Genomic DNA, 21,464 nt, shown 5'->3' with positions numbered 1-21,464 from the left:
CCGCTCCCAACGATAAGTGATGACAATTTTCCTTTATTTAGTTACTTAAACAATCCATTTATCGCTCTAATTCCACTTCTTGTTTCTTTTTCTTTGCTACATTTTGGAACTGCTTAAAATTCGAGAATGGTTCAAATTGTTTTTCTCCATCAACCACTTTAGATGCGGTTTGTTTTGTAGCCGTAACTCCTTCTTTATTCAACTTTTCTTGCACTTTATGTTCTAATTGTGCGACAGACTCTTGTGTGATGAGTTCATTATCAATTGCTACATGTTTCGTTGCAAAATAACGTTCTTCCACCTGTACACGATGAATAATACTATCAATATCGTTTACTGTTTCATGAGATTGTGCACGCTTAAAAGTCTCATATTTTCCACTCAATTCTTTTTCCATAGAATCCGTAACATGTTTGGCCGTATGCGGTAATGGCTGTAATTTTTGTTCTAACGAGTCAATAGGTGCATATCCTTCTTTCTTTACCTCTTTATAAAATTCAACTTCTTTTTCACTAAACGTTGGATTTTCTTGCTCCTTTTCTTTATCAACTAAAGTACCATATCGCTCTGTTCTCACAATTTCATGTAATTTCATATTTGCATCATTCTGATGTACGACAAATGATTGATTCCCTCTATCAAAAATCGAATTCTGGACTTTTTTGTTTAATTTTTCTTTCAACACCATATCCAAAGGAAACTTTTCTCGTTCACCATTATCTCTCATTAAAGGCACAAATAAATCACGGTTTGATGAATCTGGATGTAACACTGGCACATGATGTATATCTTTTGAAACAGCATCCATCATATGCACAATCCCTACTGTTTCATCTTCTGGATATCTCATTATTTCAATTGTCACTAGCGGCGTTTTATACGCTGGTTCTATTTCACTACCATCTGCTTCATACACTAAGCCTGCTTCTCTGGCTTCTCTTTCTTTTAATTCACGAATAGAAATATGCTCATACTCTCCGTCCCTGAACATGGAAATCATTTTCTCCTCTGCTGGTTCCATAGGCGTATGTTCTATTACATCATCTCGTAAGGCTTGTTTCACCTCATCTGATAAAGACCGTTTTTCGTTTAATATTTGTTCATATGGAGACTTATAATCTCCATCGCCTAAATCTAAGCGGTCAGGAGTGATAATTTCCATACGTTGAAAATCTGTATCCACTTCTCTAGGAATTACTACATGATATCTTGTTTTTTCATATGGTACATATTCCCCTTTTAATTTTGCTTCCTCTTTTGCCAACTCAATTCCACGAATATAGTCTTTCATTTTTTCATTTGCTTCACCAAAAGGAATCATTTGATTACTTTTAAACTCAGCACTCTCAGACCACTGAACAATCATCATTGGACAATTAATTTCATCTTGATTTAAAGCGATAAACCTTTCTTCATTCGACTCATTAAATGATTTCAAGAACTCTTTATCACTCAATTCCTCTGCATTTTCAACAACATTAAATGATGTGTCTCTTGAAACTTTTTCTCTTAATTCCGCAACAGATACAATCTCTTGCTCTGTATGACCTATCGCTCCATATTTCATTAAGAAAATATTTTTTTCTTCTCTCTTTCCATTGATATTTGGCTCTGTTTTTACCATACCATCCACCTCTTTTCCGTGTATTTGTTCTTTCTCTTTTTTCAAAGTGTTTTCAATGGTTTCAATAAACTCAGTAGATGTTTCATGTACTTCTTTTAGTAACTTGGATTTATCTTTTAACTCTTTTCCTTGCGTCCAGTTGGCTAAGTATCCTAACGAATACTCACTTGTATTAATTCCAAAATAAGAAGAAACGGTATAAGCTGTCATTTCAGCTTGAAATTCTTTTTCTGGTGCTGTGTAATTCATATGCGTTTCTGCTGTATGGAGTTTTGCATGCGTTAGCTCATGAAGAAGCGTTTTTACATTTTGCAATTCACTATTCCTCGGATTCAAAGCAACCTCTTTCGTTAAGGTATAGCTCACCCCCTTTGCGACCCCAAGTTCTTGTTTTGGCTCAATAATTTTCACACCGTTTTTTTCAGCAATAGCTTCCATTCCTTTGTATAAACTCTTGTAATCCCCTACGCTTCCTTCTAGCCAACGATTTGGAAAAATACGGGGTAAATCTTCAGATTTTACGTTCGTCTGAGACACATCAAACACATAGCCGACAGAGAAATATAATCGACCTGGTTTGACTTCTACCTTTTTAGATTCAATCTGTTTTTTCTCTTCTTCATTTGCTTTTGCAACAGGTTTCCAAGTTCCCGTTTTGTCTTTAAACTTTGCTGTTGTCTGGTTCGGAACAAGGATCTGAATTCCCTTCTCACCTTTCTGTACCGTAAACCCTTTTTCTTTCCAAAAAGAAAAGGAACCCACGGCTCTGGATCCCTCAAATTGACTCTGTATTAATGCAATGTTAGATGGTGAATAGCGATAAAACTTTGCCATAAATGATAAATACTCTTTTAAATCTCCTGGTGAACGAAAGTAACCTTCTATACTTTTTTCCATCTTCTTTGTTAGTGCTTCTACTTTTTGCTTTTTCTCTTCAAATGAAACTGGGGAACGCTTTTTACTCATCGATTTCCGCTCCCTTTGATGAAGCTTCTATTAATTCATCCATTGTTTCTTCATTCCAGGTTTCTAAATCTGTTGGAACACATATTTTATGAGTTTTCATGTTGAGGGGAATGAGTAAATCATTTTCTGGGAGCTCAATATAATTAAATAACTCTTGTTCTTCCTCTTCTGTTAATTGGACTGTAACCTCCTGATTTCGGACTTGAAAAGTGACTTCTCTTTCGCCAATAGATTTAATAATTCCAAGTTCAATTTCTTCATGAAACAATAGCATCTCTTTTGCTCCTTTTATGTTAAAAATTTGTTTTTATTCGCTGAACTTTATCCTTTTCCCTTACATATACCAACCTCTCCTTATAAATTCACCTCCTCTACTGGAACAAACTCTTCTCCTTGTTGTTGCCCTCTTGAAGCTTGATGATCTATCTTCTTTTGTCTTTTATGTGCAATTCTATCCTCCACTACTTTTCTTATATGTTGTGTCGCTTCTGTTTCTTCGATATCAGTTGTGCAAACACCTTGATACTTTTCATGATCGTAAATACCATTCATATACTCAATTAACATTTGCGTATTTTTATCTGCATTATTTGTTCCGAGTCGGATTTTTGTCAGCTCTTCTTTTAATACTTCGTGAAGATGTTTTGTCACAATTTCTGTAATGTATCGAAGCGACCATTCTTGTTGTTTGGCTTCTTTATGTTCCTTACAAATCCGAACGATTGCGTCACCGTTATAACCATTTCGAATTTTATGTTCTTCCATATAAGCTGTGATATATTGATCTGTTTCCTCATCAATAGAAAATACTCTTCTAATCTTATTCATCGTTCGTATCCCCTCTCATTTTGTTGTTGAATATCTCTCTGAAGGCGTTCATAATAACGTTGGTTCTTCCAGCTCTCATACTCACTTTTAAATGCGCCCTCCATCTTTTTGAGTGCATATTGCATGGAAACATTTTGCTGGAAGTTTTTTTGCTTTCTAGGATTTTGATCTAACATTTTATCAATACGCTGTCTTTCCTTATCGTACGCTTTCATCTCTTGTAAAAATGCATTTCCCATCCGTTTATGAAGCTCTTCAATTTTATTTTCCTTATAATTTTCATATCGCTTCTTATCACCTGAACCTTCTCCATACGCTTTCTTGAGCACATCCACTTCTTTATCTAACTTTTGAAGAAACTGTTTATAATCTTCCTTATGATGCTTTTCGATATATTTTTGCGTTAATGCATCAAGATGAGGACGTAGTGGGCTCAATGTATTGTAGCTGTATTGCCATTGTCTTTTGTCCTCTGGTAAACGACGATAAATAAACTGGAACAATGGTTTCAATTCTCGATTGCGCCATGTTAAAGTGGAATCTTCTTTCTTTTTTGCAACCATATTCTTTCGAATCAGATCATTAATCTGTTTTTGTTCCTGACCACGATCCATAATATTTTGAACAACTTTCCCCTTCATCGCATCCAACGTTTTTTGTTTTCGCTTCCCACGATCTCTCGTTGGAAATGGTTCAACAGTTGCAACATGAATATGAAGGTTATCCGTATTATAGTGAATCGCTCCTGACCAAACTGCCGTATGTTCTAACCGTTCTCTTTTCAACATTTCTTTCATCGCTAACCTGGTGACATCCATCAACTTTGTTTCATCTACAGTACGTGTCCTGGGATCATACACGCCGTGTTCTGCTAGCCAATGATTATCAAATGTGATCACATCTTGCCACATAATACTCTTATTTTTTTGTGCGAGCTGGAATACCTTTTTAAGGTCCTTCTTTTCATTTTCCTTTAAACCGTTACTATGCTCCGTAAAGAGTGAAGATGTCTTCTCCGTATCTCCCATATAGTCTTGATACAGAGAAAACATTTTCTCATGCGCTTCGCCTTCTCTTTTTGCATCTTCCCGGTCAACATACTCCACATAATCTTGAAATGTTTTCCCATCCGCCGTAACAAACTTGGACACGGTCACGACACCGGGGGTCACAGTTACTTGTGAAGGACTTGTTGATTGACTCATACCTCATCATCCTGCGTCATCATTTGTAAAAATGTATTCATCTCCTTTACAGCTTCAAAACAACTTTCCATCGCATAGATATTTTTTTCGAGCAACTGTTGAAGATACAATTCACGATTTTGTTGTTCTCGATAAAAAGCTAAAGTTTCCAATTGACCTTGTAAGAATTTATCTCTTGAAAGCCCTTTCGCCTTTGCGATTTCATCAATTCGTTTCACCGCAACTGGATTCATATTTCGAACTCTTACCTCCATTTTCATTTCCTCCTCTAAATTCAGGATCTCCACTACAAAGAGTGAGAAGAGCATAAGGGGTTTTTGTTCCCACCTAGGGTGTGAAGCTAGGCAAAGCCTAGCGAAACCGTGGGTACAAGAAAGTAACTCAAGTGTTGAGGTGCTGTTGACTCAAAAACGCCTGATGTTGATGTCCTGTTGACCCAAATGTTGAGGTGCTGTTGACCCAAAAACCCTTGATGTTGAGGTGCTGTTGACCCAAATGTTGAGGTACTGTTGACCCAAAAACCCTTGATGTTGAGGTGCTGTTGACCCAACTTTTTTATAAACGCTCCACATCTTTTGCCTTCTCATCTAATTTTTTAATCTTTTCTTTGATTTGCCCTTGCTCCCATTTATATAGTTCAACCTTGTCTTTTGATTGCTTAATATTCGTTTCTTTTGAATTAATTTTTGCATCTGTTTCCATCTTTTCAGTTTCAGTTTGATACTTAGAATCATTCTTCCATTCCGTTATTTGCTCTTGCCATTGTGTTTGTTTAGACACTTCTTGTTTCATCACCGCATCGTATTGTTTTACTTTTTCTTTTAATATTTTTTGCTCGATACCAATAAATACTTTCGCATAAGAGCCTTTGCTTTTTTGTGAAATTCCCTCTTCTACTTTTGTTTTATCTTGATCGGAGAAGAATGATTTTAAGAACGTTTGCTTGTCATCTTCTTTTGAAGCTTCTTTTTCTTCTTCAGTCTTTTGCTTTGTTTCTAGCGTCACATCTTGATTGTTTTTTTCAAACACATCAAGTGCAACTGCTTGCCATTTCGGAGATAATTCTTTCACCTGTACAACGAAATTCTCATCATCCTGATACACAACTTTCACTGGTAATTGAAGATTTGGATTTGCTTTTTCTTGTGCTTGAAACTGATATTGTTCTCCATCTCCTCCCTCTATATGAAGAAACATTTCTATTGTATGAGAAACTGGATCATACGCTCTTCTCTCCACTGTCATTGTTCGATTTCCAAATAACGCAACCGGATTTTTTAACTCTGTATGATAGACCGGCTCTTCATAGGGTAAATATAATTTCGAAGTAAAGAACCCGAAAAAACCAACAAACATAAATCCTACAATCAAACCATATATCCACGATTTTTTTCGTCTTAAATTCACGCCACTGTTCACAACTTCCATATACTCCACACCTCACTTTTTTAAGATGCAATGATTTGAACTGATAGTTCTTCTACATTGGTTACTTGCCAATTCTCTTGATTTTTTTGCACAGTCACTTTCATCACATTTTTTGTTTTATCCGTTTTCCCTTGCGATCCAATGGTCACTGTATTTTGAAATTCCGCAATGATTTCTACCTGAGAAGCACCAATCATATAGGCTTGTAAATATAACTTCATATCGGATGGTTTAGATACGTATGTATCTTCCATTTCAAATGTATCCGTTGGATAAAAGAGCTGAAACACTTCTTCCTTCATGAGTTTTTTCGCTTGTACTCTTCGCTCCTCATACCCTTGTTTTTCTCGATGAAACGATAACTGAATAAATTTTTCTACTGTTGAAAGATACGCTTGACGCTCTTGTTCCTGTTCCGAAGGAAGTGTTTCTTTCACTTTCTTTTTCAGTTCATCATTTTCAGTTTTCAACACCTGATTTTGGACTTTTAATTGTTTGACATCGCCCGTTTCATCATTACTGGCATACAAAAAGATGTTCAAAAAAGTAACGCCCGCAATGACAATTGCAAGCGTTATAAACCAGAATTTTCTTTTATCCTTTTCAATTGGCTCACTCATTCATTTTGCCTCCTTAACTTGCATCTATTATTTGGGTTTGCTATATTTTTGTTAATATCGTCTCACATGTCCTTTAAACACTTTACCCCAATATGGATTTGATAAATTTTCGATTGAAACGCCCTTGTTCGTTTGACAACCAATGAAAGTATTCTGGTCAATTACAATTCCAACATGACCATCATGCTTATACGTATCAAAGAAAATGACATCACCGGCTTTCATCTCCATTGGTGAAATTTGCGTCCCAATTTTATTCAAAGTTTCTGTACTTACACTTCCAATTGAACTCACATTCATTCCCACTTGTTCAAATGCCCAGCGTACAAAACTACTACAATCAAAGATGCCCATTGCGATGTCAGTTGTGTTTCGACCACCACCAAATACATAGGTAGAACGTCCAATCCATTGACGGCCAACATCAGCAACTTGTGAGCCGGAAGAACCGCCTCCTGCATTACCTCCACCACCATTTACTGGTGCACCTGGCGTATAATATTTCAGCACCGCATCAACATAGAGCGCGTCGCCGTAACATGCATTATAAGGAATCATTTCTGGACGTACACAACGATACTTTCCCGTATGCTTTTCCTTTTGATATTGCTCTGCGGAGAATTGAATGGCTAATTCTTTTGTGTATTTTCCACCGTTTTTTGCAATGAAATCGAAAAATCCTGTTCCAAAGTTGTAGGCTTGTAAAGCTGTTTTAATGTGATCCATATCTCCTGGTCCCGTTACACCCGCTCGCTCAATCGCATGCTTAAATTCTTGAACACCAGCCCAAATACTATAATCTGGATCTGTAATACAGTTTGGTGCTTTACAGTACTTAGTATTATATGCACCTTCGGAACTCTGCATGGGATCAAGTCCTCGTCCGCCACTCTCCTGCATCATTTGACTAAGCATTAACGGGACGAAGCCTTCTATGCCGAATTGCTGGGCATATTTTCGAATTGTCGGTTCCCATTTCAACACTTCAGCCGAAACATTTGCTGTCCCCACACCTCCTTGTGGGTATGTAATGTTTCCTTGTTTTTTATTTCCCTCCATTCCACCGATGAGTACCATCGTAGCTCCTAAAAGAATCGTTCCAAGGAGAAAAAGTAGACTAAGAGCGATGATAATCAGCCACTTTTTCGGAATAATCTTCAGTACAAGATGCATGAATTATGCCCCTCCTCCAAACAACGCTAACTCTTCTTCTGTCACATCGACTTTAAATAAAATATTCTTTACAGCACTAATGCAAAGTAGGACATCTCCTGTTGGTAAAAACGGAATTTCATTCAATTCACTTGTACTGATTTGCCCCGCAAATACTCGTCGTAACATATCCAGATTGTTACTATCTTGTTGCATAATGAATTTGTACTGCGTTAATTCAAATAACTTCTTAATCTCTTCTACTGCCGCCAGACTAGCATCCTCTGGAACGAAGTCACGAATCGAGTGACTGGCGAATACAATGCCAGCAAAATATTTACGAGCTTCCCGGCTAAACTTGATTGTAAATTGTACGGCATGTTGACTCCGTTCACTTGTATTAATCAAATGATGCGCTTCATCCATAATGATGAGATAGCGAATTACATCTTCAAATTGAATTTCCTTTTTATCAAATGCTTTCCACTGTGGCTTTCCATTTTCCAACATTTCATCCCACATTAAATTCATGACACTGAAGATCTGCGCTTGATAGATTTCCGGTTTCAAACTCATAAGATGACGTAATGAAAAAAAGACGATTTGCTCTTTTGAGAAATCGTCTATCGTTGATACACCATTGAACAAGTGTCCATAATTATCAACTAAATTTATTAGATTTAATTCAATGAGTTCTAATCGTTCCTTACGAGTAGCACTCACATTGGAACGATGGATTCCCGCCTCTATATCTTCATATAATTCTGTACGAACAAGATGTAAATAACCTGAGAAAATAGGATACTCCTTTGCTGGTAAACTTGTAATATTATTTTGCGCACCTAGCTCATCACTCCATAATTCCTGTTGCACATACATTTTACGAAGTAAGTTCTCATACTCTTTAATTTCATCATCTTTTGCCTCAGGTGCAATAAAACGATAAAAGACACTCATTTTGGATAAATGCTGAGTAAAAGATACCTCTTCCGTTTCTGCCGTTTTATAAACTTGAAGCGGATTGATTTGTCCTTGCGATCCATCTAGTGCAATTTGTTTCCCGCTATACTCCTGTACAATATCTTCAAATTCACCTGTAATATCAAATCCTCGAATCTTATATCCCTTCATCGCATTATCACTCATAATTTTTTTCAATAAGGTAGATTTTCCGACTCCCATCTTTCCAATTACAACACCATTGTAACTTTTACGCTGTTTGTCTTTATGAAACAAATCAAAAATGACACTCCCTTTTGTTTTGGTTGTGCCATAGTAAATACCGTATGGATCATTTAGAAATGTAAAGTGAAATGGAAAACCTCCCGCTAAAGAAAGAGCCGGTACTTCTTTCCCATTTCGTTTATTAATATATTGCTTTTGCATCTCAAAACTTGATGTAAGGGAAGCCCATTCATGTTCTTGTTCATTTAAGAAAATGGCACCTCTGAAGTTATAAGATTCTAGTGTTTCCATGACCTCTTTTGCTTGTTTTTCTAGCTCTGCCATTGTTCGTGCCGAAATATAGAGACGTAAATGAACTCGTTTCAGTACTTCGCCTTTTGATACTTGTTGATACAACTGTTCTAACTCGTTAAACTGTTGTTCCGCTTCAATTCGTTCAATATTTTCTTTTGCGTTCGCATGTCGAACGCTTTGTTCCGCCATTGATTTATTAATGGATTCAATCACTACTTTTCGGCTGTCACTTATGATATCTAACGTTGTAATCACATTCGGTATATTCATAATAGGCTCTTGCCAAAAGTCATTTACCGTAGTTTGATAGCCATATACATGAATACACGTTTGTAATCCATCTCCATTTTGGACACATAATTCCGGAAATTTGATTCCGCCTTGCGGTTGAATCTTGGCAACCAAATTCGGATTTATCTTTTTCTTTTCTTTTTTCTCTTCTTTCTTTTGTTTTCTCTTTAAAAAGTTAAGTACAGACATGCCCATCACCTCTTCTTATTTTTTCGAACCAATTTTTGAGTTTTGATTATGCAATTTATATAAAATTTCTATTTTCTTTTCCTCTTCCATCTCTAGTAATGGTATGCATCGTTGCAAGTACCGTTTCGATGATTCTACCCGTTCTTTTACAACCAGTTCATTCTCACCATACACAAATAAAAAGTACTCCCGGTTTGTACGCCCCCACTCTAAATACTGAAGTTCTTTCAATTTTTCTACGAGGAAACGCTCGTATAATGGATTCTGACATGCTTCAATCTTCTTGAGTAGAAAACGTTGTTGCGGTTCCGTAGAAACTGGAAAATTCATAGATACAATCTTGATGGACTCTTGATACGATTGGTAATAGTGTGCAAGGTGATAAATAGCGAATTCAGCTTCTTCCTCGTTCATGGAGTAAATATCTGTCCCCTGGATCTGTAAGATATCCACAAAACCTTGTTCTTCCCGAAATTCAAAAACACCCGATTCTGTCATATCAATAATCGGGATAATCTCCGCAATACTCTTTTTTATATGAGGTGGTTTTTCTTTCTTTTTGGCTTTTTTTACTTTTTTCTCTTTTTCCTTCTTCCCTTGTCTTCCCGAAGCCTCGTCAATCTTCGCTGTTTTTTGTACAACCTCTTGCTTCTTATTGCCCAGATGTTGCATCATATTTTTCTTTGCCTTCTTCACCGGCATGACTTCTTCTCTCAAAGAAGTAACAACCGGTTGCGTTTCTTTCTTTTCTTGAAATCCTTTTATTTTTACTACCTCGCCTGGTTTCTTTTCTTGTTTTGGTGGTTGCGGAGAAGATTTGGTTTCGCTCTTCTTTTCTACCTGTCTATTCATTTCCTTTTCATTGAATAATGCCATCCCATTTCCTCCTTCAGTCTTGTTCCTGGTCAATTGCACAATACGTAGAACGTTTTCTGGCTAGTGCAATAAACAATGCCTCAAACATCCGCTTTTGTGGATTTGTATTTGGACGAACAATCAAAATTACTCCTATGATGAACATAAAAATATAATATGGAATTTGAAACATGGGATGAACCAAAGGCTTCGTTGTCATGGTGAAAACCACAAGTCCAATAATAAACAGTAGATCAAATAAAAATAATGCTTTGTTAATCTTTAATTCCGTTCGTATTTCTTTCGGGATATTATAATTTGCCATTTTTATTTCCTCCTAAACCACATTTAAATCTGAGCATAGATTGCACTCTCTTTTTCTAGAAACTTTTCAATTACATTCATCATTTTCATGCTTACTTCTTCTGCATCACACCGCTGTTTAAATGCATACAATCCCTCTTGAAAATCAAATCTTTTAGGCGATAACTTCATGAGAGTCTCAATTGGATCTTTATTTCGTATGAAATCCATTCTGCTTTCCGCCTCTAAGCTAAGAATAGACACATGCCACTTGGTCTTTAATAACCAACTCGTCAGAAAATCTCTTCGACTTGTATAAAGAACCGGATCATGCTTTTTTACAAGTTCTTGTATACGTGATTCAAATAAAGGATCTTCATATAGAACTTTCACATGAACTTCATACGGTGAAAGGGATCCTTTATTCACCTTTATATGTGTTACGATTTGATAATTCATACCTGCAACCTCCTCATTTCTATTTTAAAATCGAAAAAAATAAGCATTCCCTGTATGCTTACTGTGTCCTAGCTTATGCATCTTTTCTATGATCTTTCCTTGGATTCTGATTTACATTTTGATTTTTACTTTCATTCTTATTTTGGCGTTTATTTCGTAAACTCTCCCCTGTATTTTGTCCAAGCTGATAAGAACGTTTTGTCTGTTGTACTGTTGGAGAATTATGAAAAGCATTGGAAAGGCGATCCTTTGCATATTGTCCAATTGTACGATTTTCTCTTTGCGGTGCTGGGATATCATTTGTAGAAGATGGCGCTGTATCTACTGGACGAGATGAACCTGAAGAACTCTCACCGCTTGATGATGTTCCGCTATGACTTGATTGTGACGGTTCTGGTGCACTTGTTGGTACTCCGCTACTACCCGATTGAGGTGTTCCTGATGCACCTGATGGTGCTCCGCTACTACCTGATTGAGATCCTCCTGATGCACTTGTTGGTGCCCCGCTACCTCCTGATTGAGATCCTCCTGATGCACTTGTTGGTGCTCCTCCACCTGATTGAGATCCTCCTGACGCACTTGTTGGTGCTCCTCCACCTGATTGAGATCCTCCTGACGCACTTGTTGGTGCTCCTCCGCTTGCTGTATTTTTTGTAAGATTAGCTGAAGAACCCTGTCCTCCATTTTTATCATCTTTATCAAAACCAGATGATTTCATTTCATCTTGCAAGGACGTAGCGCCACCGCCTGCCTCGCCTTGGGACGCTTGACTATTTTCTGTTCCAGAACCTGATTCACTCATTTCATTTTGTAAAGATGAATTACCAGTTCCATTTGCCCCGCCATCGGCATCGCCTTGTTTTTCTTTGCTTTCTTTCCCATTTTCCTTACCCTGTTGTTCCTTTCCTTGTTTCTGATCCTTTTGCTCTCCACCATTTGTTTTCCCTGCATTTTTATATCCACTTGCGACGCCGGCGGCACCCGCACCTGCTTGTAATGCACCATTACCTGTACTTTTTAACATGTTACCAGCTTTGGACGCTATATTGCCGGTTGCTTTACTGATTCCCTTTCCAAGTGCATATCCACCTGCAACGACTCCCCAGCCATTTTTAAGCCCCGCATCAATACCAAATATACGTTCACAAATAACCGGACCATCTACGACCGCAAGACTCAAACAAACTAAAGCCAAGACGTAAGCAATCCCATCTACATTTTCATGAATATAATTCATGCCGATAAGGTAGAGTTTTAATGAAATAAAGATCATAATCATAATTAAAAAAGAATTTAAGATATTAAGAAGAATATGCTTTGTCTTCTGTCCGTTTGCCACATCTGCCGGTGCAACTAAGTTTGCTAGAATGTAGCTGAAAGCTAGTTCAAAGCACAATTTCCCAAGTTTGATTGCTGTAAATAACAGTGTCATACCAATGACAAACAGAGACGGAGCGATTTTCCAGAAATCCCAGTCCCAGCGATAATATTTATCTGGCCAAAAATCAAACCATCCATTTTTCAAATCTATAAGTACTTCTTTTCCATTTGGTGCAATACTCATTTTCTTTTCTAAGATTTTTTTTCCATCACCTGATAAATCTGTATCTTTATCTATTTTAAAACCCTTATCTATTTTCTCTAAAATATCAATTCTTCTAATGTTCTCTTGTGGAATTTTATTAGGCTCTTTCAGTTTTGTAGTTTTCCATTTTTCTATGTCAAACTGCGCTACATCCGTGAGACCATCTTTTATGATTTTTTCACTTGTTGTTCCACTTCCTTTAAGATCCACTGCCTTAATCGCTTTATCTGTAAACTTATCTGCTTGCATCATAGCTGTACTCAGTAACACAATTACACCCATACTGATAAAAATGTTGACTGCAATTTGTTCTCGATTCGTCTTTCTATTAAATATCAATGTGTATCCAATATAAACGAGCGAAAAAGCGAATAGTACATATAAAACGGGTTGGAAATCTCGCACAAATGACTGTATTTCTTCTGAAGCAAACAACGTTTTTACCAAAAGAATTTTATCTGTAATTCCTTCTAATGCATCTACCAGGTATGACAATCCCATGATAATCATCCATCCAATTGAACGGAGTATATAATTGATAAAGCCACCTATTTCTAAATAATCATTAAACATCTTCAATGTTTCCAAGACTTTTTCATCATTCATCGTTTCAGCTTCCTCCTTTACGCTCCGAATACATCTTGTATGGTCATATCAAAATGCTCATCTATTTCATCTACCCGAATGACAATCGGCGCTTCACCGACTCCTCCTGGTTGTAAAACCACAACACCATTTGTAAGCCCGATCATTACTTCTCTTCCCGCTGTTACTTGTTTCCCGTAAACTTGTAAAATATGTTGTAAGGGATTGGTTACCTGCATCACACTTCCTCCTTCACGCCTTCTTTTTCTAGTAAACTATCCATAACTTCACCATATTTCCCGTTAATCAACCGATAAATGTTCTTATCAATTTGTCCTGTTGTCACTAATATTTTCAAATCGTCAATGAATGTATCCATCGTACTGGCTTGAATATCCGCTAATGACTTATTCCATTGCCTCATACATTGTTTTTCAATAATGCTCCAAATAGAACGATGTGTTTCAAAAAATTCTTCTGCTGTTTTGTGCTTCCAATTTTCTAAGGTAAGTGGTTCAAATGGACTAGAAGGTTCTGATTCATGCACTGGAACTGATTCAGATGCATACGCTTCTTCAGGAATCTCAATATCCTCATCAATATCCGCAAATTGTGGTTCCTCCGGAACCTCTTCTGAGAGAATCGGCACAGGTTCTGGTTCGGATACTGCTACATTTGATTTTTGTTCCTCTGTTTGTTCAGGTGGTTCCTCTTCTTGTTTTGGGAAGAAGTCAATAATAAGATCCCTTGGATTCACATATTCATGTAAAGAACGAATATCGATATCTAAAATAGATTGATCTGTATCAAAATCGTCCCCTAAGTATTCCCAGCGATATTTCATAACCGTTTTTCCTCGGTTTAGAATCGGGAAAGGCTCTATCTTTTCAAATTTATTATCTCGGCGCTTCATAAAACGTATAACGGCGCTTTCCCCTTCTTGGAATCTCATTAACTCAGTTGGTGTTAATAATGGTTTCGTATCGATTCCTTCCGTTTTACTCTTATCAATAGACAATCCTTTTCCACTTCGAGACAACGAATTAATTGTTTGATTCCCTAACTTTTCGGATATTTCTTTGGCGGTTTCTTTATTCCCAGATTGAATATAGATTTGATTTCCGCAATTATCCTGAATCGTTGTACTTGCGTCTCCATATTTCATTTTTAATTGTGGAAGAGCTTGCACGATGAGGTTAAAACGAATATTTCGCCCTAAACATACCGTCACAATATTCCCCATATCATCAATCGGTGGCATATTTCCAAATTCATCCAAAATAAAGACTACTTCTCTATGACACTTCCCCCCACGAGCTAATCCCGCATACTTAGCGAGAACAAAATATAACTGTCTAATAAAAATAGAAGCAATGACATGATTACTAGAATCATAGTCTGGGACAATCATAAACACCGCAATTGGCTTTTCAAAAATGACAATCTTATCAATCTGTAATCCATCTTGTTTTTCTACAACCCTAAATGTTGTTTCACCTGTATCCTTGTTAATCGTTTGAATTTCTACAATCATTTTCTTCTTTGTTTTGCTTTCCATCACATGAATACGCTGACCTTGTTTTACTTTTTGTTGGAAGTTAAGTTCAAAACGTCCTTCCGTATCCGTTTTTATGCTTTCTTTAGATCCATCAGGAAAGACAATTTGTACGCGTACCCTTGGTGTTCCTTTACCTTGTATGCTTTTTCCAAACCCAATACGTTTTAAGTCGATACTATTACAAGATGTCATTTTAGCAATTCCATCAAATGTGAAGATAGATAGTTTACTCATTGTTGTACTAAAGATACTGCCTCGTGTTGTACCACCTGTCGCAAAGCGAGAAGTTGCATATTGCATCTTTGCCACACTATCAGCCGGAAGCATTTCAAAGTATATGTCTAATGCATTTTGTGTATTCCCTTGCATATCAATCACAATTTCTTTGGCGCCAAGCTCTGATAACATATTAGCAACCGTATACATCGAAATTTTATCTTCTGTTTTTTCCTCAATACATTTATCTATAATCGCTAAAATTAATGCATTACATAAACTCATCGCACTATTATTCCAAAATGGATCCTTTACATTTGGATTGTAGTAGAGGGAGTAAGATAATGTATTACAAAGTGTTTGCGCTGTCGCTGTATCTCCTTGTTTGTAGGCATCTTTAATGAGTTGAAGCAAGTTATAGCTCATGGACTCTAACGGATTTATTAAATTTAAAACTTCAATATGAAAACCTCGTTTTTCAAATGTTTTTTTAGAAGCCGCCAAGAGTTCAGCCTTTGGATCATTGATGATAAGAGACGGTTGTAGTTCCGCACGGGAATATGCATCAAGTGTTGGGAACACAAACGTTTCCCCTTTACCTGAGCGAGTGGTACCGATGATTAGATTACTAACGGCACCATCATCAATTAATAAGCGTCCCGCCTTTGCACTATCTTTTAATTTTTTGATTTCTTGCCATTTTTCCATCCCTTTTGCATCCATAACCTTTTTCGCTTGTTTTAAAATTGATTTACATGAGATCACATCATACCGGGAAATGACAACGCCACCCTTCCCCTCATATCTCTCTGTTTTATCTGGAATTGCTCGATACTGTTGTTTGACTTCATCTAATGTCGCAAAGCGAGAGGAATCTTTTTGATTGTGATTCAAATCTTTAAAGCTTGAACGGATTTTGTACATGAATTGCAATGTACATAAGCTCGCAATTAGGAATAATATCAGATAGAGGAAAAATGGATGTTCAAAGGTATATAGATCCTCTATCCCAATATGAAAAGGTTTTGGATGTAATAAGTCTGAAAATGTTGTTTTCACTACTTCTACAATGACGTTTCCTAGAAAATTTGCGATAAGAAAGATTCCACTAAACAAAAAAGTACTCATCGGGATGAGTACTTTCCATTCAGCTAATTTGTATTTCAGTGGTGCCTTTGGATTCACACTATCTCCTCCCTGCTTTCTTCTTGTATACATATATCAACGCAATTGCAACAACACATAAGAGTTGCTTTCCTATTTCAGAAAGTGTCATAGGCGTTGGAGATCTACTGATGAAAGGCATTCTCTTTGTTATCTTTCGTATTTGTTCCCGCTACTTTTTCTTTATTCAAAAGCTCGTGCACAACCTCTTGTGTAACTTGTTGTAAAACCACTGTATACACAATAAACGCTGAAACAATCAGCCCGATTACAACAATGATTTGAGTAAAAAGCATCGTCATTCTTGACCTCCCTTCTCTAAAAGCTCTTCCACTTCGCTATAAAACTTCCATTGTCGATACCCAATTTGAACAAATAATACGACAAAGGGTGTAGACATCAATAAAGCCAACGCTAATGTCAGGCTCGGAATTTTTTGTTCTTCTACAAATGAAAGAATAGCAATAAAACCAACTGCCATTACAATTGCTAGTGGAATTTCTAATAACAATATTTTTTTCGTCAACTTTCTATCCATAACGATACGTATTAACAGAACCATTAAGACATAAAACATACCAAAAAGCGTAATTGCATGTATTGTATGACCTTTTGTCCACTCATAGCCAGAATCATATATCCCCCAAATGATATAACCAATTCCTACTGCACCTAACAACATATAAATTCCTAAGCTTATCTTTTTTCCATGTGCTATCCATTTTTCCAACTTTATCTTCCTCCCTTTTAGAAAATAAAAGAGCCGACTGAAGGTACAATCAACTTATGATTTGTTCTATTCATCATTCGTGTGCCAAAGTATTCTTTTCAGGTTGTGACGTCTGTTTTAAGGCCATTCTTATTATTTGTAAACCAACTACAATACCTGTTACAAGGATAAATAACGGATAAAAGGCTCCATCTTTGTATCCGAGAAAGAAACCAAAAGCAAGAAACCCGCCACAAACACTACTTATCATCAATGTCGATAATCCAAACAAATAGCTTACCTTAAGGATAGTCAATTGTTTATAGTCCTGATTCATTACAAGTACCCCTGTCATGAAACTAGCTCCAATCAAAAGAACTGTCATCAAAAGATACATATCTGCTCTCTCAAAAGCAATACTTGACTCTTGATACCAGGGCATCCAACTTCCTATCCCTTGATACCATGTAATTCCATGCCACCAACCAAACATACCGACTATTAACAAATAAATCCATCCTAAAAAATGAACATGATTACTACGAGCCAATTTCTTTATATGATCCATTCCAAGTCCCCCTTTTCTATACAAAATTCAAATTTTATTAAATTAACCCTCATTAAGGGACAGACAATCTCCTGACATCTTTATTTAACCTCTCTTGTGATGTATGAAGTGTTTTGTGCTGGATAATTATCGTTATTATCAAACAAATCTATATAACTTTTCATAATCCCTATAAATTCCTCTTCAGAAGTTACTCCGCTTGACGACTTATTCTATTTCTTTGACAGTATCTACATCTGTCCAGTCAATCCATAACTTTCCTATATTTGACGGTTCAAAAACAGTAATAAATAAATCCTCCATAGTTTTATCATCTACATAACACTTGCATTTAAAATACCCATTGTCCCGTTCGAAGAATGTTGTTATTTCGTATTTCTTACCTACTTCAAATTGATTCATAATCAGTTCTGATCTTTTCAATGTCTACACCTCGTTTCTATACAAAATTCAAATTGTATGAAACATTTCTATATAAAAAGAGCTGGTTGAATATCCAACCAGCTTGCTATCTTTTTTAAAAGAAATCCTAATTTGCACTTAAAGGTTATTCATTGATTTAGCACAATGAATTGAGGAAACTCAATATCAATTTCTATTGGAGGTAGTGTTTGAAAACTCGCTATTACTTTTGTGTTCGCTTCTTTCATTTTTTGTAAAAATGATAAAAATTCATTTAATTCATCAGCAAATAAGTAATACGTTTCATCAATTATTACATAGTCATGTTGTTTAGCTAAATCGATTATTTCTTTGCTTAATTTAATTTCTGAACAGGTCAGATTGTATAGATTTATAACATCTAATTTATCTCCCTCAAACGATTCTTCAAGATTTTCATACTCCCCACGAAAGTCTAAAACCATTACGTTATCCAACTTGGTAGAAAGTTCTTTTAAAATTGTTGTTTTACCTGTACCAATACGACCAACAATCTTTAAATTTTTATTTATGTTCACTATCTCATTTGTTTGGAACATGTTATATCCCCCTTTTATATCATTCCTTAACTCATGCAACTGTGTTTGGCTTCTTCCGATCCGTTGGTGGTTCCACTGGTGGTTTTGTATCTCCCGGATCTGTTGGCGGTTCCACTGGCGGTTTCGTATCTCCCGGATCTGTTGGCGGTTCCACTGGTGGTTTTGTATCTCCCGGATCTGTTGGCGGTTCTACTGGCGGTTTCGTATCTCCCGGATCCGTTGGTGGCTCCACTGGTGGTTTTGTATCTCCCGGATCTGTTGGCGGTTCTACTGGTGGTTTTGTATCTCCCGGATCTGTTGGCGGTTCTACTGGTGGTTTTGTATCTCCCGGATCTGTTGGCGGTTCTACTGGCGGTTTTGTATCTCCCGGATCTGTTGGTGGTTCTACTGGCGGTTTCGTATCTCCCGGATCCGTTGGTGGCTCCACTGGTGGTTTTGTATCTCCTGGATCCGTTGGTGGCTCCACTGGTGGTTTTGTATCTCCCGGATCTGTTGGCGGTTCCACTGGCGGTTTCGTATCTCCCGGATCCGTTGGTGGCTCCACTGGTGGTTTTGTATCTCCCGGATCTGTCGGCGGTTCCACTGGTGGTTTTGTATCTCCTGGATCCGTTGGTGGCTCCACTGGTGGTTTTGTATCTCCCGGATCTGTTGGCGGTTCTACTGGCGGTTTTGTATCTCCCGGATCTGTTGGTGGTTCCACTGGCGGTTTCGTATCTCCCGGATCCGTTGGTGGCTCTACTGGTGGTTTTGTATCTCTCGGATCTGTTGGCGGTTCTACTGGTGGTTTTGTATCTCCCGGATCTGTTGGTGGTTCTACTGGTGGTTTTGTATCTCCTGGATCTGTTGGTGGTTCTACTGGTGGTTTTGTATCTCCCGGATCTGTTGGTGGTTCTACTGGTGGTTTTGTATCTCCCGGATCTGTTGGTGGTTCTACTGGTGGTTTTGTATCTCCCGGATCTGTTGGTGGTTCTACAATCGCATCTGGTTGTTTCTCCGTTGGAGCCACATCTACAATGCTTGCTAGTGATAAGTCTGTATTTTGATCACCAAATGCAAATTGGTCACCTTTAACTGTTACTTGCGGACTTCCATCTGTAATAACTGCAACCACATTGTCCTTTGTTGTATCATGAACCGTTTTATCTGAAGTTTCGTTGTCAAATAGAGCTAGAACACGAGAAGTTGTTTCATCTCCATTTTGAAGATTACTTGCAATTGTCTTATCCTTATAATTTACTTTGTTTTTATCAATATCTAAAACGTATGCAACATCTTTATCCTGACTTTGTACCGCATTTTCTGTAATTGCTTCAAAATCTTTTTTATTTAGATCTTCTTTCTTTTCTTCTGGTTTACTCTTATCTGCTTTTTTTGTTATAGCTGGCTTACTTTTTGCCGTTTCCTGACTTCCAAACCAACTACAACCAGCGCTACCTAGTAACAACGAACCACCCACAGCTACAATTCCCATCTGTTTAAAAAATTTATGATAGTTTAAAGGCATAACGTTTCTTCCCCCTTTAGATTTCGCTTAATTCCTTATCGATTTTTTCAATCTTAGCTTTCTTTTCTTCTTCACTAAGAGTGGATTGCCCCACATCCTTTTTTTGTAACTCTTTTACCTCCTTCATAAGAGTTTTATTTCCTTGCGTTTTTGCAAAAGTAAAGCACTCATCAAATTTTTTCTGATTTACATATGCTTCGGCTACAAGTTTTTCACGTCTACCATCCATATTGACTTTTGCTTTTAATCGGATCACATCCTTATATTTCTTATTGAGTACTGCCTTTTCAAAATCAATCACATCATTTTTAATATCAATCTCATTTATTTTTTTCATATTGTCGATTCCGATATAGTAAGCTACTACACTCTCAGCAAATTTTGCTTCATACTGTATGGCCTTATTTGCTTTTCCACTTAATAAGTAAGAAAAAAGGACTGCTTTTTGACTCTCTTTATCTAGTTGTTTATAATCCAACTTTTCAAACTCTTGAATTGCCTTGGGATATTGCTGAATAGAAGCTTGTTGAAGCCCTTTCACTAAATGCGTATCTGGCTGATCCGTTCTTGCCTCAACTGAATTCGTTGGGACAGTATACAAGGAAAAAACACTTACAGCTCCTACTACAATCCCTCCAACTGCTCCTCCAATAATTTGAAACAAATGTTTTTTATTCCTCTTTCCCTGCTCTAAAGAAACCCCTTTATTAGCATGTTGTTCCTCTTTCACTCTCTTTTTTTCTTCTGGTTCTTCTATTTCTTTAGGTGGAGCAATCTCTTGTAAAAATTCTTCAATATCTTGTTTCATGAGTTGTAAAAGTTCCTCTTTTTGCTTCTCTTGATCTTCATCCATTTCCATAGTAGAAAGTTTATTTTCTACATGTTCATACAAATGAGAAGCATAACCAGAACCTAAGGACAATGTCCCTGCATACATTTCTTCACTATCTTGATCTAAAATATGAAAATCTACATGGATGATATTTTCTTGTTCCTGTAACTCTTGTTCTAATCGATACGTAATCTTACAAGCATCCTGTAAGGACATCTTTTGAAAACTTTTAATCTCTGGTGTTGTGCTTTTGGTAAACATGACCTCTAACATAAGTAATTTCCTCCTCTCCTTTCTAACGCTTTATGGCATATAAAAAGAAGCTATACAGATGCATAGCTTCTTTACCAAAACATATTTTGTT

At 36.9% G+C, this 21,464-nt stretch carries 22 protein-coding genes; all 22 read right to left on the bottom strand.

Going from position 1 to position 21,464, the window contains the following annotated elements:
* Positions 1–58: 58 nt before the first annotated feature.
* The 22 genes from QRE67_RS28240 to QRE67_RS28135 all read right to left on the bottom strand — a co-directional run bounded on the left by QRE67_RS28240 (position 59) and on the right by QRE67_RS28135 (position 21,373).
* A complete protein-coding gene (locus QRE67_RS28240) occupies positions 59–2,590 on the bottom strand; it encodes an LPD25 domain-containing protein (RefSeq protein ID WP_286125753.1) in 2,532 nt (843 codons plus the stop codon).
* A complete protein-coding gene (locus QRE67_RS28235; protein ID WP_286125752.1) occupies positions 2,583–2,864 on the bottom strand; it encodes a hypothetical protein in 282 nt (93 codons plus the stop codon). The genes QRE67_RS28240 and QRE67_RS28235 overlap by 8 nt, the downstream gene beginning before the upstream one ends.
* Before the next feature lie 80 nt (positions 2,865–2,944).
* On the bottom strand, positions 2,945–3,418 hold the full coding sequence (locus tag QRE67_RS28230) for a hypothetical protein (RefSeq protein WP_286125751.1): 474 nt from the start codon (positions 3,416–3,418) through the stop codon (positions 2,945–2,947).
* Positions 3,415–4,623 carry a MobP2 family relaxase gene (gene mobP2, locus QRE67_RS28225; RefSeq protein ID WP_286125750.1) on the bottom strand — a complete coding sequence of 403 codons (1,209 nt, stop codon included), beginning with the start codon at positions 4,621–4,623 and terminating at the stop codon, positions 3,415–3,417. Before mobP2 ends, QRE67_RS28230 begins: the two co-directional genes overlap by 4 nt.
* Positions 4,620–4,877 (bottom strand): hypothetical protein, encoded by a 258-nt coding sequence (locus QRE67_RS28220; protein ID WP_002205106.1) that lies wholly within the window; start codon positions 4,875–4,877, stop codon positions 4,620–4,622. Before QRE67_RS28220 ends, mobP2 begins: the two co-directional genes overlap by 4 nt.
* Before the next feature lie 301 nt (positions 4,878–5,178).
* A complete protein-coding gene (locus QRE67_RS28215) occupies positions 5,179–6,051 on the bottom strand; it encodes a hypothetical protein (RefSeq protein WP_286125749.1) in 873 nt (290 codons plus the stop codon).
* A gap of 20 nt (positions 6,052–6,071) precedes the next feature.
* Positions 6,072–6,671: a YddI family membrane protein gene (locus tag QRE67_RS28210; protein WP_286125748.1), complete on the bottom strand. Its 600-nt coding sequence runs from the start codon at positions 6,669–6,671 to the stop codon at positions 6,072–6,074.
* Between the two features lie 51 nt (positions 6,672–6,722).
* Positions 6,723–7,844: a bifunctional lytic transglycosylase/C40 family peptidase gene (locus QRE67_RS28205; RefSeq protein ID WP_286125747.1), complete on the bottom strand. Its 1,122-nt coding sequence runs from the start codon at positions 7,842–7,844 to the stop codon at positions 6,723–6,725.
* Positions 7,845–7,847: 3 nt separating this feature from the next.
* The gene (locus tag QRE67_RS28200) at positions 7,848–9,788 is read right to left on the bottom strand and encodes a VirB4 family type IV secretion system protein (protein WP_286125746.1); all 1,941 of its coding nucleotides are present in this window, start codon (positions 9,786–9,788) and stop codon (positions 7,848–7,850) included.
* 9 nt (positions 9,789–9,797) lie between these two features.
* Positions 9,798–10,658, bottom strand: a complete 861-nt coding sequence (locus QRE67_RS28195; protein ID WP_286125745.1) for a TraC-like domain-containing protein — start codon at positions 10,656–10,658, stop codon at positions 9,798–9,800.
* Between the two features lie 13 nt (positions 10,659–10,671).
* Positions 10,672–10,962, bottom strand: coding sequence for a DUF5592 family protein (locus QRE67_RS28190; RefSeq protein ID WP_286125744.1), 291 nt, complete (start codon positions 10,960–10,962; stop codon positions 10,672–10,674).
* 23 nt (positions 10,963–10,985) lie between these two features.
* Positions 10,986–11,399: a hypothetical protein gene (locus tag QRE67_RS28185; protein WP_286125742.1), complete on the bottom strand. Its 414-nt coding sequence runs from the start codon at positions 11,397–11,399 to the stop codon at positions 10,986–10,988.
* 73 nt (positions 11,400–11,472) lie between these two features.
* On the bottom strand, positions 11,473–13,590 hold the full coding sequence (locus QRE67_RS28180) for a pLS20_p028 family conjugation system transmembrane protein (RefSeq protein WP_286125741.1): 2,118 nt from the start codon (positions 13,588–13,590) through the stop codon (positions 11,473–11,475).
* Positions 13,591–13,607: 17 nt separating this feature from the next.
* Positions 13,608–13,808, bottom strand: coding sequence for a hypothetical protein (locus QRE67_RS28175; protein WP_286125740.1), 201 nt, complete (start codon positions 13,806–13,808; stop codon positions 13,608–13,610).
* On the bottom strand, positions 13,808–16,561 hold the full coding sequence (locus QRE67_RS28170) for a VirD4-like conjugal transfer protein, CD1115 family (protein ID WP_353507097.1): 2,754 nt from the start codon (positions 16,559–16,561) through the stop codon (positions 13,808–13,810). Before QRE67_RS28170 ends, QRE67_RS28175 begins: the two co-directional genes overlap by 1 nt.
* A gap of 71 nt (positions 16,562–16,632) precedes the next feature.
* Positions 16,633–16,809: a hypothetical protein gene (locus tag QRE67_RS28165; protein ID WP_286125739.1), complete on the bottom strand. Its 177-nt coding sequence runs from the start codon at positions 16,807–16,809 to the stop codon at positions 16,633–16,635.
* Positions 16,806–17,237 carry a hypothetical protein gene (locus QRE67_RS28160; RefSeq protein ID WP_286125738.1) on the bottom strand — a complete coding sequence of 144 codons (432 nt, stop codon included), beginning with the start codon at positions 17,235–17,237 and terminating at the stop codon, positions 16,806–16,808. Before QRE67_RS28160 ends, QRE67_RS28165 begins: the two co-directional genes overlap by 4 nt.
* A gap of 73 nt (positions 17,238–17,310) precedes the next feature.
* Entirely contained in the window at positions 17,311–17,784 is a 474-nt protein-coding gene (locus QRE67_RS28155) for a hypothetical protein (RefSeq protein ID WP_286125737.1), read from the bottom strand.
* A 207-nt stretch (positions 17,785–17,991) separates the two neighbouring features.
* Entirely contained in the window at positions 17,992–18,207 is a 216-nt protein-coding gene (locus QRE67_RS28150; RefSeq protein ID WP_286125736.1) for a hypothetical protein, read from the bottom strand.
* 128 nt (positions 18,208–18,335) lie between these two features.
* The gene (locus QRE67_RS28145) at positions 18,336–18,764 is read right to left on the bottom strand and encodes an AAA family ATPase (protein WP_286125735.1); all 429 of its coding nucleotides are present in this window, start codon (positions 18,762–18,764) and stop codon (positions 18,336–18,338) included.
* Positions 18,765–18,795: 31 nt separating this feature from the next.
* A complete protein-coding gene (locus tag QRE67_RS28140; protein WP_286125734.1) occupies positions 18,796–20,268 on the bottom strand; it encodes a hypothetical protein in 1,473 nt (490 codons plus the stop codon).
* A gap of 16 nt (positions 20,269–20,284) precedes the next feature.
* Positions 20,285–21,373 carry an LPD25 domain-containing protein gene (locus QRE67_RS28135; RefSeq protein WP_286125733.1) on the bottom strand — a complete coding sequence of 363 codons (1,089 nt, stop codon included), beginning with the start codon at positions 21,371–21,373 and terminating at the stop codon, positions 20,285–20,287.
* Positions 21,374–21,464 lie beyond the last annotated feature (91 nt).

The organism is Bacillus sp. DX3.1, assembly GCF_030292155.1.
Lineage (GTDB): Bacteria > Bacillota > Bacilli > Bacillales > Bacillaceae_G > Bacillus_A.
This window is presented reverse-complemented; position numbering and strand designations above follow the sequence as displayed.